Origin of the sequence: Streptomyces sp. NPDC087787, from assembly GCF_044743035.1 — a bacterium.
Classification (GTDB): Bacteria; Actinomycetota; Actinomycetes; order Streptomycetales; family Streptomycetaceae; genus Streptomyces.
In genome coordinates, this window is the sequence record NZ_JBIUVQ010000001.1 from 324,534 (window position 1) to 336,746 (window position 12,213).

The 12,213-nt window shown below is 71.4% G+C and carries 9 protein-coding genes; 3 read left to right on the forward strand and 6 right to left on the reverse strand.

Annotated features, from left to right (window positions below):
• The first annotated feature begins 69 nt into the window (after window positions 1-69).
• Complete coding sequence (locus tag ACIOWN_RS01550; protein WP_362347684.1) at window positions 70-1,365, forward strand: MFS transporter; 1,296 nt, start codon at window positions 70-72, stop codon at window positions 1,363-1,365.
• Between the two features lie 36 nt (window positions 1,366-1,401).
• Here the strand turns inward: ACIOWN_RS01550 and ACIOWN_RS01555 are convergent, their stop codons facing one another.
• The 4 genes from ACIOWN_RS01555 to ACIOWN_RS01570 form a co-directional block, all read right to left on the reverse strand.
• Window positions 1,402-3,156 (reverse strand): NAD+ synthase, encoded by a 1,755-nt coding sequence (locus tag ACIOWN_RS01555; protein WP_401979686.1) that lies wholly within the window; start codon window positions 3,154-3,156, stop codon window positions 1,402-1,404.
• Between the two features lie 465 nt (window positions 3,157-3,621).
• A complete protein-coding gene (locus ACIOWN_RS01560) occupies window positions 3,622-5,559 on the reverse strand; it encodes a protease pro-enzyme activation domain-containing protein (protein WP_401979689.1) in 1,938 nt (645 codons plus the stop codon).
• Window positions 5,560-5,886: 327 nt separating this feature from the next.
• Window positions 5,887-6,519, reverse strand: a complete 633-nt coding sequence (locus tag ACIOWN_RS01565) for a DUF305 domain-containing protein (protein WP_362347690.1) — start codon at window positions 6,517-6,519, stop codon at window positions 5,887-5,889.
• The gene (locus ACIOWN_RS01570; RefSeq protein WP_362347692.1) at window positions 6,516-7,190 is read right to left on the reverse strand and encodes a DUF3105 domain-containing protein; all 675 of its coding nucleotides are present in this window, start codon (window positions 7,188-7,190) and stop codon (window positions 6,516-6,518) included. Before ACIOWN_RS01570 ends, ACIOWN_RS01565 begins: the two co-directional genes overlap by 4 nt.
• 177 nt (window positions 7,191-7,367) lie before the next feature.
• Here ACIOWN_RS01570 and ACIOWN_RS01575 point away from each other — a divergent pair, with 177 nt between their 5' ends.
• Window positions 7,368-7,811, forward strand: a complete 444-nt coding sequence (locus ACIOWN_RS01575; RefSeq protein WP_362347694.1) for an Rrf2 family transcriptional regulator — start codon at window positions 7,368-7,370, stop codon at window positions 7,809-7,811.
• A gap of 108 nt (window positions 7,812-7,919) precedes the next feature.
• Here the strand turns inward: ACIOWN_RS01575 and ACIOWN_RS01580 are convergent, their stop codons facing one another.
• The gene (locus tag ACIOWN_RS01580; protein WP_401979693.1) at window positions 7,920-9,110 is read right to left on the reverse strand and encodes a globin domain-containing protein; all 1,191 of its coding nucleotides are present in this window, start codon (window positions 9,108-9,110) and stop codon (window positions 7,920-7,922) included.
• 328 nt (window positions 9,111-9,438) lie between these two features.
• On the opposite strand from ACIOWN_RS01580, the gene glnA reads away from it, so the two are divergent.
• On the forward strand, window positions 9,439-10,800 hold the full coding sequence (glnA, locus tag ACIOWN_RS01585; protein WP_100567106.1) for a type I glutamate--ammonia ligase: 1,362 nt from the start codon (window positions 9,439-9,441) through the stop codon (window positions 10,798-10,800).
• Between the two features lie 75 nt (window positions 10,801-10,875).
• On the opposite strand, the gene ACIOWN_RS01590 is transcribed toward glnA, so the two are convergent.
• Entirely contained in the window at window positions 10,876-12,144 is a 1,269-nt protein-coding gene (locus ACIOWN_RS01590) for a tyrosine-type recombinase/integrase (protein WP_401979696.1), read from the reverse strand.
• Window positions 12,145-12,213 lie beyond the last annotated feature (69 nt).

The window sequence follows — 12,213 nt, forward strand, 5'->3', positions numbered from 1 at the left end:
TCTGAGAACATACGCGGGTCACCGCGGTACGGAACTGCCCGCATGCTTCGAAGCTTCGAAAGGCCCTTCATGCCCCTGGCTGTGCTCGCCCTCGCCGTGGGCGCTTTCGGCATCGGCACCACCGAGTTCGTCATGATGGGGCTGCTCCCCGACGTCGCCGGAGACCTGCACGTCTCGATCCCCGCCGCCGGGCACCTGGTCTCCGCGTACGCGCTGGGCGTCGTCATCGGCGCCCCGCTGCTGGCCGCCGTCACCTCTCGGCTGCCCCGCCGTCACGTCCTGATCGGGCTCATGGCCCTGTTCGTCGTCGGCAACGCGCTCTCCGCCCTCGCGCCCGGCTACCACTGGCTGCTGGCCGCCCGCTTCCTCAGCGGACTGCCGCACGGCGCCTTCTTCGGCGTGGGCGCCGTGGTCGCGGCGGCCCTGGTGCCGCCGGAGCGCAAGGCGCGCTCGGTGTCCCTGATGCTGCTCGGCCTGACCCTCGCGAACGTCATCGGCGTCCCGGTCGCCACGCTCATGGGCCAGCGCCTCGGCTGGCGGACGACCTTCCTCGCGGTCAGCGTGATCGGGGTCGCCGCGATCGCGTCCCTCGCCCTGCTGGTCCCGCACGACCGCGGCCACGTCCCCGCGGCCGGACTGCGCCGCGAACTGGCCGCCCTGCGCTCGCTCCCCGTCTGGCTGGCCCTGCTGACGACCGTGGCCGGATGCGGCGCGCTGTTCTCCGCATACAGCTACATCACGCCGATGCTCACCCGCTCCGCCGGGTACACCGAGGCCGGAGTGACGGTGGTGCTGGCCCTGTTCGGGGTCGGCGCGACCGCCGGCAACCTGCTCGGCGGGCGCCTGGCCGACCGCTCGACGCGGGGCACGCTGTTCGGCGCGCTCGTCGCGCTGGTGGTCGTCCTTGCACTGTTCCCGCTGATGATGCGGACCCACTGGAGCGCGGCCCTCGCGGTGGCCCTGCTCGGCACGGCGGCGTTCGCCACCGGTTCGCCACTCCAGCTCATGGTCATGGAGAAGGCGTCCACGGCCCCGTCCCTGGCCTCCGCGGCCAACCAGGCCGCGTTCAACCTGGCGAACGCGGGCGGCGCCTGGATCGGCGGGCTGGCGCTCGCCGCGGGCCTCGGCGTGACCTCGCCGGCCCTCGCGGGGGCCGCCCTCGCGGTACTGGGCCTCGCGGTGGCCGGCACGGCCCGCAGGGTGGACCTGCGGCGGGCGGGTGCCGTACGGGGACGGGAGTGTGTGGTCGCCTCGCACATGCCGGCCACGGCACGTCCGGTCGTTCCTTCCGCCCCGTCGAGCACGGGGGAGCCGCGGGCGGAGGCGGTCGGAGCCGAGGGCGGGCCGGGGGGCCCGGGGGCTTGACCCCAAAGCCCCCCGGCCTACCCCCCGTTGGGGCGCCTACGCCGACTCCCGCCAGCCGTTGGTGATCGGCAGGCGCCGGTCCTTCCCGAAGCCCTTCGCGGAGATCTTCGTGCCCGGCGGGTACTGGCGCCGCTTGTACTCGGCCGTGTCGACCATGCGGAGCGTCTTCGCGACCAGCTCGCGGTCGTACCCGGCCGCGACGATCAGGTCGGCGCCCTTGTCCTGGTCGACGTAGAGCTCCAGGATCGCGTCCAGCACCGGGTAGTCCGGCAGCGAGTCGGTGTCCACCTGGCCGGGGCGCAGCTCCGCGCTCGGCGGCTTGGTGATGGAGTTCTCCGGGATGGGCGGGATCTCGCCCCGCTCGGCCGCGGCCCGGTTGCGCCACTCGGCCAGCCGGAAGACCGACGTCTTGTACACGTCCTTGATCGGGCCGTACGCGCCCACCGAGTCGCCGTACAGCGTCGAATAGCCCACCGCCAGCTCCGACTTGTTGCCGGGCGCGAGGACGATGTGGCCCTCCTGGTTGGAGACCGCCATCAGCAGCGTGCCGCGCAGCCGGGACTGGAGGTTCTCCTCGGCCAGACCCGTAAGGCCGAGGGAGCCCATGTAGGCGTCGAACATCGGGGCGATCGGGACGGTGCGGAAGTTCAGGCCGGTGCGGCGTGCCAGCTCCGCGGCGTCGTCCCTGGAGTGCTCGGAGGAGTACTTGGACGGCATGGAGACGCCGTACACGTTCTCGGGGCCCACCGCGTCGCAGGCGATCGCCGCGACCAGCGCGGAGTCGATGCCGCCGGACAGGCCGATCAGCACGGAGCGGAAGCCGTTCTTGCGCACGTACGCGCGCAGGCCCACGACCAGGGCCGTGTAGACCTCCTCGTCGTCGTCCATGCGCGCGGCGTACTCGCCGGCCGGCTCCGGCTCGTAGGCGGGCAGCGGCTCGTCGGACAGCACCACGCGGTCGATGCGCAGACCGTCGTCGACCACGCCCGTGGGCGCGTCCACCGAAGCGGCGGGCAGGTCCAGGTCCAGCACCATGAGGTCCTCGGCGAACTGCGGCGCCCGCGCGACCACCTCACCGTCCGGGGAGACCACGATCGAGTCGCCGTCGAAGACCAGTTCGTCCTGCCCGCCGGTCATGGCGAGGTAGGCGAGGGTGCAGCCGGCCTCCTGGGCCCGCTTGCGGACCAGTTCGAGGCGGGTGTCGTCCTTCAGCCGCTCGTACGGCGAGGCGTTGACCGAGACCAGCAGCCCCGCGCCCGCGCTGCGCGCGGCCGGCACCCGGCCGCCGTCCTGCCACAGGTCCTCGCAGATGGCGAGCGCGACGTCGACGCCGTGCACGCGCAGGACCGGCATGGTGTCGCCGGGGACGAAGTAGCGGAACTCGTCGAAGACGCCGTAGTTGGGCAGGTGGTGCTTGGCGAAGCTCAGCACCACCTCGCCGCGGTGCAGCACCGCCGCCGCGTTCTGCGGCGCGCCGGCCGGCATGCCGTACTTCGGCTGGGCGGTCTCACCGCGGTCGAGGTAGCCGACGAGCACCGGCAGCTCCCCGAGGCCCTCCGCGGCGAGCCGGGCGGCGAGGGCGCGCAGCGCGGCGCGGGACGCCTCCACGAAGGACGACCTGAGGGCGAGGTCCTCGACGGGGTACCCGGTCAGCACCATCTCCGGGAACACCGCGAGGTGCGCTCCGCGCTCGGCGGACTCCCGGGCCCGGCGGACGATCGCCTCGGAATTCCCGGCGAGGTCTCCGACGCGCGAGTCGATCTGGTTCAGAGCGAGACGTAGTTGAGGCACGCCCCCAGTGTAATCGTCAGAGCGACGCGATAGCCGGGCCCGAGGATGTGGCCCGTCCCACGCCGCCCAGGACCGCCGGCGCCCATCCGCCGTCGCCCGTCGGTCCGGGACGTCGGCGACGCCCGCACCGGGGCCGGATCGCGCCGGCCGGCGAGCACCGGGACCCTCCTGCGCGGACCGTCGCGAGCCCGGGCGCCCGCGTCGGCCTGTGCGGGCCGGGGCCCGCGTCGGACTGCCCGCCCCGGGCGGTTTCCGGGCCGGACCTGCGGTCCCGTGCCGGGGCCTGCGGCCCGTGCCGCCCCTGCCCGCCCGGTCGGTCCCCGTCGGACAGGGGCGTCTCCGGGCGCGCCCCGCCGTGTCCCGCCGACCGGCGAGGTGTCCGGGCCCCGCTCGTGCGGGGGCGCCGTACACGCGTGTGCCCCGCCCCTCCGGTGGAGGGGCGGGGCACACGAGGCTGAGCCGGGTTCAGCGGCGGGGGTAGGACTCGACGTAGCCGGGTGCGGGCGAGCCCACGCCGGTGACGGTGTCGTAGCCCTTGACCGCCTGGAGCGAGCTGTCCTTGCCGAGGCTGCGGACGGAGTAGCTCAGGCCGTCCGCGGCGTCGACTCCGTTGACGTAGTCGACCCGCGCGACCGCGAGGTCCTTGCCGGTCGGCCGGTCCACCACGTCGTGGTAGACCTTCGAGCCGTACTTGGAGTAGATCGCCGGGTTGGCGAAGCCGATCGCCTTGCCCCCGCGGGCCTCCTGGGCGAGCGCCTGAACGGCCGCGATGACCGGCGCGGCCAGCGAGGTGCCGCCGATGCGGTACTCGCTGTACTTCTCCGAGCCGTTCGGGAAGGTCTGCGTCTGGCCCACCAGGAAGCCGGTGTTCGGGTCGGCGATCGCCGCGATGTCGGGAACGACGCGGTTGCCGGCCTTGTTGTTGGCCGTGGCCAGCGCCTTCGGCACCACGTTCTTCTGGTACGACGGCTGCGGAACCGTGCGGCTGGTCCCGCCGCCCGCGCCCGAGGTGAACGCGCCGGGGAAGCCCGCCCAGCTCTTGCCGTCCTTGGACAGCGAGGCCTTCTGGGTGCCCCAGCCGGTCTCCCACAGGTACTTGTGGCCCTTGCCGACGGCCAGCGAGGTACCGCCGACGGCGGTCACCCACGCCGAGTTGGCCGGGGTGTCGACCTGCTTCGTACCGGTGTTCGCGACCTCGTCGCCGTCGTCGCCGGAGGAGAAGTAGAAGCCGATGCCCTCGACCGCGCCGAACTGGAACACCTGGTCGTAGGCCGCCGCGACGTCCGGCGTCTCGTTGGCCTCGATGTCGCCCCAGGAGTTGGAGACGATGTCGGCCAGGTGGTTGTCGACGATCTTGCTCAGCGAGTCGAGCAGGTCGTCGTCGTAGCAGGACGCGGCGCCGACGTAGACGACGTTCGCGTCAGGCGCGACCGCGTGCACGGCCTCGACGTCGAGGGTCTCCTCGCCGTACCAGCCGGCCGCCCCGCACTCCTCGGTGTCCGTGTAGCCGGCCGGGAGCACCTGGCGCAACTGGCCCGTCTTCCAGGGCTTGTCGCCGTTCTTCTTCGCGTAGGTGGCCACGTCGTAGGCGATGGTCGGCGAGGCGTAGGCGTCGGTGATGGCGACGCGGACGCCCTTGCCGGTGTACTTGCCCGCGCCGTAGGCGGACCGCAGCTCCTTGCCGGTGTAGCCCTTGACGGCGTACGGGACCTTCTGGCCGTACGCGGAGGGCAGCGTGCTCGCGACGTTGGAGCCGTGGTACGTGGAGAACGGCCCGGAGTTCTTGAAGACGTCGTCCGGCGGCGGCAGTTGGTCCTTGTGCTTCGCCTTGTGCGGAGCGTTGTCCAGGCCGGTGACGGTCAGGACGGCGCCGTTCAGGGAGGCCGGCACCGACGCCGTCCGCGCCGGGGCGCGGTAGGTCCTCGAACCCTTGGCGAAGTTGTGGAGCTGGGTGCCGAACGCCTTCTCGACGGCGGCGACGTCACCGGAGACGGCGACGTAGTGCGGGGTCACGGAGGTGACCTTCAGCCCCGACGACGCCAGCCACGCCTTCACGGCGTCCACCTGGGCCTGCGTCGCGCCGAAGCGCGCCTGCGCCTCCTCGGCGCTCAGGTGCTTGCCGTACGAGGCCGACGACGGGTCGGAGACCGCCGCGGCGTACTGGGCGAGGCCGGCGGCGTCCCGTCCGGCCAGGTAGACCCGGGCACGGACCTGGGCGCTGTCCGAGGTGGCGCCCTTGTCCGCCGTGGCCGTCGCCCAGACGGGCTTGGTGCCCGCGAGCGTGCTGCGGCTCGGGTGGTCCGCTGCGTGCGCGGGTATGCCGAGCGCCAGTGCGCCGGCGAGCAGCGGCAGGGTCGCCGCCAAGCTCACTCCGGCGCGCGCTGTGGCACGGTTGGATCTCATAGAACCCCCTGCGATGCGTTCGCATGTGTCGCAATGAGTGGTTGGCCCTCGCGCGATCCCCGCGGCGCCCGCGGCGGTTCGGCCCCGAATGGATCACACGAACGGGCTCACTCTTCCTGATGAACCGTTCATGTCAGGGGAATGGAAAGACCAAGAGAAACCCAAAGAACCCGCCGGACAGCGGGAATTGAGGCTTTCATCCCCACGGCGTGCGCGGGGAGACGTGTGGCGAAAGGCATGACCGCGTCCCGAACGGGCGTCCGTGCCGGGAACGGGGCGTCCGGGGCAGGGAACGGGGCGTCCGGGGCAGGGAACAGGGCGTCCGGGTCACGAACGCGGCGCCGCGCCACGCTCCTTGAGCATGTCGGCCATCAGCCGCAGCTCCGACTGCTGCGACGCGACCATGCCCCGCGCGAGCCGCTTCTCCACACCGACCGTGCAGCGGGCGACACAGCCCTCGGCCATGTGGACCCCGCCCTTGTGGTGGTCGGTCATGAGCTGAAGGTAGAGCACCTCGGCCTGCCTGCCGTCGAGTTCGCCCAGCTCGCGCATCTCGGTGTTCGTCGCCATGCCGGGCATCAGCGCGCCGTCCTCGCCCGCGGGCATGCCGCCCATGCCCATCCACGCCATCGGCGGCTTCGCCGACACCTTCGGCAGCTCCCACAGATCGAGCCAGCCCAGCAGCATGCCCCGCTGGTTGGCCTGCGTCTGCGCGATGTCGTAGGCGAGACGGCGCACTTCGGTGTCCGTGGTGCGGTCGCGCACGATGAACGACATCTCGACCGCCTGCTGATGGTGGACCGCCATGTCCCGGGCGAAGCCGGCGTCCGCCGAACCGGCGGCGGGCACCGTCGCGGCGGAGCGGGCCCCGCCGCTGTCCTCGGCGACCGCGTACGTGATCGCCCCCGTCGCCACCAGGGCCGCCGCCACGGCCCCGGCGATCAGCCCGATGTGCCTCACCGGTCGAGACCGCCCGTGCAGGTGGCACCCGGCTCCGGCGTCTGCGGGCCCTGGACGAACTCGGCGAGGAACTTGTCCACGTGCGGGTCGATCGCGCCCGTCACCGAGCGCTGGTGCGCCCAGGCGGACAGCATGAGGGGGTCCTTCTGATCCTCGACCGGGCTCATCAGCGTGTACGGGGTCTTCCTCACCTTCGCCGCGAGCGCGGCCACGTCCGCCTTCGACGCCTTGCTGTTGTACGTCACCCATACGGCTCCGTGCTCCAGCGCGTGCACGGCGGCCTCGTTCTTCACCGGTTCGGAGTACACGTCACCGTTGCAGTTCTGCCAGACCGGATTGTGATCGCCGCCGACCGGGGGCTCCATCGGATAGGTCACCGGGGCGGTGGTGTGGTTGCGTTCCAGCGTGCCCTTCCACGTCCGTACGCCGTCCGCACGGGTGACGAAGCGCCCTTCGCCGCCGCCCTTCCCGTCGCTCGCAGCGGCCGGCGCGGCGTCGGAGGACCCCGAGTCCAGCAGCACCACGCCGCCGGTGACCAGCCCGGCCACGACGACCGCGCCCGCGGCCATCGTGAGCCACCGGTTGCGCCGCTCACGGACGCGCTGCGCCCGGCGCATCTCCTCCGTACGGGCCTTGTGCTGTTCGGTACCGGTCCGGGGCGCGGCATCCATGGCGGAATCCTTCGTGGGGGAGGGCGGTCGGATGTGGCGGTCTGGTGGGGCATGCGGGTGCGGCGTGCGGGAGCCGTGCGTGCCCGAGGGGCCCGCTGATCGTAGTGGGACGGAGGCGTCCGCAGCGAGACCGCCGATAAGTTGAACGAAGGATGCGTATTACCTACCCTGGCCCCCATGCGGCTGCTGCGCTCCACCGACATGGCGCTGCGCGTCCTGATGCGGCTCGCGGTCGCCGGCGAGTCGAGCCCCACGACCCGGGAGGTCGCGGACGACATGGGCGTGCCGTACACGCACACCGCGAAGGTGGTCGCCGAACTCCAGCACCGCGGTCTGCTCGCGGCCCGCCGCGGCCGCGGCGGCGGACTGACGCTCACCGAGGCGGGCCGCGACGCCTCGGTCGGCGCCCTCGTGCGCTCCCTGGAGGGCGAGGGCGACGTGGCCGACTGCGAGGGCAGCACTCCCTGCCCGCTCAGCTCCGACTGCCGCCTGCGCGGGGCCCTGCGCCGGGCCCAGGAGGCCTTCTACGCCGCCCTCGACCCCCTCACGGTCGCCGACATGGTCGCGGCCCCGACGGGACCGCTGCTGCTGGGCCTGCCCGCCATGCGGCGGGCGACCTGAGCGGGTCGGTGCCGGGGGCCCGGAAGGTTTCTGCACGAGCACACGAAAGGCCGGCCGGAGCGGTGTGAACCGCCTCGGCCGGCCTTCACGGCACGTCGGCCGGATCGCTCAGGCGGCCGGCTGGGCCAGCCACAGGTCCGGGCCGAAGACCTCGTAGTGGATGTCGGCCGGGGACACGCCCTTGCCGATCAGCTGCTCGCGCACGGCCCGCATGAAGGGCAGCGGACCGCACAGGTACGCGCGTGTGCCGGCCGGGACCTCGACGTCGCCGAGGTCGACCAGGCCGGGCCGCCCGGCCCCTTCGGCGTCCTGCTCGTAGAAGAAGACCGGCCGCGCGTCCGGCAGCTTGGACGCGTACGCCTGGTGGTCGGAGCGGAGCGCGTGCGCGGTGGGCGAGCGGTCGGCGTGGACCACGGTCACCGGGGCGCGGTGGCCGGCGAGGGCGAGCTGCTCCAGCATGGCGATCATCGGGGTGACACCGATGCCCGCGGAGGCGAGCAGCAGCGGTGCCTCGGTCTCCTCGATGACGAGGTCGCCGTACGGGGCGGAGAGCTGGAGGACGTCACCCACGCGCACGTGTGCGTGCAGGTGGTTCGAGACCTCGCCGTCGGGCGTCGTGGCGTCGCCGGCCACCCGCTTGACGGCGAACTGCCGCTCCGGCGAGCCGGGGGCCGCGGTGAGGCTGTACTGGCGGATCTGGCGGGCCCCGTCCGGGAGCTCGACGCCGACCGAGACGTACTGGCCGGCCCGGTAGCCGGGCACCGGGGCGCCGTCGGCGGGGCGCAGCCTGAAGGTGGCCACGTCCGCGGTCTCCTCTGTCCGCTCGACGACCTCCCACGCGCGCCAGCCCCGCTGCTCGCTCTGCTCGTACAGGCGCTTCTCGATGGCGATGAGGGCGTTGGCCATCAGCCAGTAGACCTCGGTCCAGGCGTCGGCGACCTCCGGGGTCACCGCGTCGCCGAGCACCTCGGCGATGGCCGCGAACAGGTGCTCGTGGACGATCGGGTACTGCTCCGGAGTCACCCCGAGCGACGCGTGCTTGTGAGCGATGCGCTGGAGCATCAGGTCGGGCCGCTGGTCCGGGTTCGCCACGAGGTGGGTGGCGAAGCCGGCGATGGAGCCGGCCAGAGCCTGCCGCTGGGTGCCGGCGGCCTGGTTGCCGCGGTTGAACAGGTCGCGCAGCAGCTCGGGGTGGGCGTCGAACAGTCTGGCGTAGAAGCGCTCGGTGATCCGCTCGATGGCCGCGCCGACGGCGGGAAGGGTGGCGCGGACGGTTGCTGCTGACTGCTCGGACAGCATGGTGGCTCCTCGATGACTCGATCGGACGGGCTCGATCGCTCGACTGATCGAAACGGTATTGAAACTTGCATTTGAGATGCAAATTAAAGCGGCGTGGTTTCGGTCACGTGGGTGACGGATCGGCCATTACGGATGACGGTGCGAGCGGGCAAGATGGGCGGCAGAGCGGTACACCTGCCGTACGCGGGGCGATCGCCTCACGTGGCGGCCGGGCGCCAGGGCTCCGCAACACGTGCGAAACGCGGCAGTGGTGGGATGCTCGGGTGCCCGACGGTCTCCCGTGACAGCGCACACAGGCGGCCTGACCAGCAAGGATGGGAAGCGGAAGATGGACAAGCAGCAGGAGTTCGTGCTCCGGACGTTGGAGGAGCGCGACATCCGGTTCGTACGCCTGTGGTTCACGGACGTGCTCGGCTTCCTCAAGTCCGTGGCCGTCGCGCCGGCCGAGCTGGAGCAGGCCTTCGACGAGGGCATCGGCTTCGACGGCTCCGCCATCGAGGGCTTCGCCCGGGTCTACGAGTCCGACATGATCGCCAAGCCCGACCCGTCCACCTTCCAGATCCTGCCCTGGCGTGCCGAGGCCCCCGGTACGGCCCGCATGTTCTGCGACATCCTCATGCCGGACGGCTCGCCCTCCTTCGCCGACCCGCGCTACGTCCTCAAGCGCGCCCTGGCCCGCACCTCCGACCTCGGGTTCACCTTCTACACCCACCCCGAGATCGAGTTCTTCCTGCTCAAGAACCGCCCGCTGGACGGCTCCCGGCCCACGCCCGCGGACAACTCCGGCTACTTCGACCACACTCCGCAGGCCATCGGCATGGACTTCCGCCGCCAGGCGATCACCATGCTGGAGTCGATGGGCATCTCGGTGGAGTTCTCCCACCACGAGGGCGCCCCCGGCCAGCAGGAGATCGACCTGCGCTACGCCGACGCCCTGTCCACCGCGGACAACATCATGACGTTCCGCCTGGTCATGAAGCAGGTGGCGCTCGAACAGGGCCTCCAGGCCACGTTCATGCCCAAGCCCTTCTCGGAGTTCCCGGGCTCCGGCATGCACTCGCACCTGTCCCTGTTCGAAGGTGACCGGAACGCGTTCTACGAATCCGGCGCGGAGTACCAGCTCTCCAAGGTGGGCCGCTCCTTCATCGCGGGCCTCCTGCGCCACGCCGCCGAGATCTCCGCGGTCACCAACCAGTGGGTGAACTCCTACAAGCGCATCTGGGGCGGCTCCGAGCGCACCGCGGGCGCCGGCGGCGAGGCCCCCTCGTACATCTGCTGGGGCCACAACAACCGCTCGGCCCTGGTCCGCGTCCCGATGTACAAGCCCGGCAAGACCGGCTCCGCGCGCGTGGAGGTCCGCTCCATCGACTCCGGCGCGAACCCCTACCTCGCCTACGCCGTCCTCCTGGCCGCCGGCCTGAAGGGCATCGAGGAGGGCTACGAGCTCCCGCCGGGCGCCGAGGACGACGTCTGGGCCCTTTCCAACGCCGAACGCCGCGCGATGGGCATCGAACCGCTGCCCCAGAACCTCGGCGAGGCCCTGACCCTGATGGAGAACAGCGACCTGGTCGCCGACACCCTCGGCGAACACGTCTTCGACTTCTTCCTCCGCAACAAGCGCGCGGAGTGGCACGAGTACCGCTCGGAGGTCACGGCGTTCGAACTGAAGAAGCATCTGCCGGTGTTGTAGGCGCAGGTCAGAGCAGGTTTCCCGCTGGTTCAGCAGACGGGGTCGACGGTCGCGGACCGTCGACCCCATGGCGTCTCACTGACTCTGGGCCGTCTCTGGGCCGTCTGGCGCCGGATCTGTGCCCTCGTACAGGCCGTCCACGGCTTTCCGGGCCCGTGCGTCGCTGCTCGGCATGAGGTGCGTGTAGACCCGGAGCGTGAACCCCGGGTCGTTGTGTCCGAGGTAGTGACTCAGTGCCTTGATGTTCTCGCCGGCGTCCAGCAGAACCGAGGCGTAGAAGTGCCTGAGCGCGTGCATGCCATGCTGGCGGGCAGCCTGGTGACGCTCGCCCCGCTTCGGCTGGGGGATCACCCCGGCCGCGACGAGAGCGGGCTTCCAAGCGCGGTCGTTGAAGTCGGTCCGCCGAACCGCGCCCGCACCATCAAGGCGGGTGAACAGCAGTCGCCTCGTGACGAGCGGGCCGTCCAGCCGAAGCCACGGCAGGGTGATCTCTACCGGGGGGAACTCCTCCAGATGGCCCTTGAGGACGTGCGCCACGCGGTCGGGCAAGGGGACGTCGCGGACCTTGTTGCGCTTCGGTGGTGCGAACACGAGACCGCACTTGGTCACCTTCACCTGGTTCACGACGTGCAGCCACCCGCGGTCAAAGTCGATTTCGTCCACGGGAAGCCCTAAGATCTCCCCTTGCCGGAGCCCGCATCCGCCTCCGAGGTCGACCGCGGCCCGGAAGCGCTCAGGCAGCGCAGCCCGTACGGCGAAGACACGATCGGAGGTCCACGGGACGACACGGCCCCTTCCCGCGGCGGGAGGCCTCACGGATTGTGCGTGGCAAGGGTTCCTTGTTAGGTGACCGTCATCTACAGCCGCATTGAGGATGGTCGACACGTTGTTGTAGATCACACGCCGGTACGACGATGCGGGCAAGGCGCGTTCCAGTTCGCTCAGCCAGTCCCGGATGTGTTCCGGCTTGAAGGAACCGAGCGGCCGTGGACCGAGGTAGGGAATGGCATGGCCACGAATTGCCGACTCGACAGACTCTCGCGTCGTCATGTCGGTGGTCTGCGTGTTCAGCCACTTCTCGGCGTACTGCCGAAACGTCACGCGTCCGGCGGTCGGGTCGTTGTACTGGCCGCGCGACATGTCGGCCTCGATGTGGGCCAGCCATTGATCTGCCAGCCGCTTCTGTCCGTCTGGGAATGACTTGCTCTTCTCGGTCCCGTCCGGACCGATGTAGCGGGCGCGGTAGCGCATCCCGGTGCCGTAGCGGTCCGTGCGTACGCGGCGGGGCTTGCCAGCGGCGTCGGGTTCGGTCTTGTACCACCGGTCTTGGATGTGGCCTGCCATCAGGCAGTGGTCCTCTCGACATGCGGCAGGGAGAGCCGCCCGTGCGGCTCTCCCTGCTGTGTGGTGGGT

Bases quoted from the DNA above. Each gene is read 5' to 3' on its own strand.
- ACIOWN_RS01550 (WP_362347684.1), top strand. From the start codon at position 70: ATGCCCCTGGCTGTGCTCGCCCTCGCCGTGGGCGCTTTCGGCATCGGC.
- ACIOWN_RS01560 (WP_401979689.1), bottom strand. From the start codon at position 5,559: ATGAGATCCAACCGTGCCACAGCGCGCGCCGGAGTGAGCTTGGCGGCG.
- ACIOWN_RS01570 (WP_362347692.1), bottom strand. From the start codon at position 7,190: ATGGATGCCGCGCCCCGGACCGGTACCGAACAGCACAAGGCCCGTACG.
- ACIOWN_RS01575 (WP_362347694.1), top strand. From the start codon at position 7,368: ATGCGGCTGCTGCGCTCCACCGACATGGCGCTGCGCGTCCTGATGCGG.
- ACIOWN_RS01580 (WP_401979693.1), bottom strand. From the start codon at position 9,110: ATGCTGTCCGAGCAGTCAGCAGCAACCGTCCGCGCCACCCTTCCCGCC.
- glnA (WP_100567106.1), top strand. From the start codon at position 9,439: ATGGACAAGCAGCAGGAGTTCGTGCTCCGGACGTTGGAGGAGCGCGAC.
- ACIOWN_RS01590 (WP_401979696.1), bottom strand. From the start codon at position 12,144: ATGGCAGGCCACATCCAAGACCGGTGGTACAAGACCGAACCCGACGCC.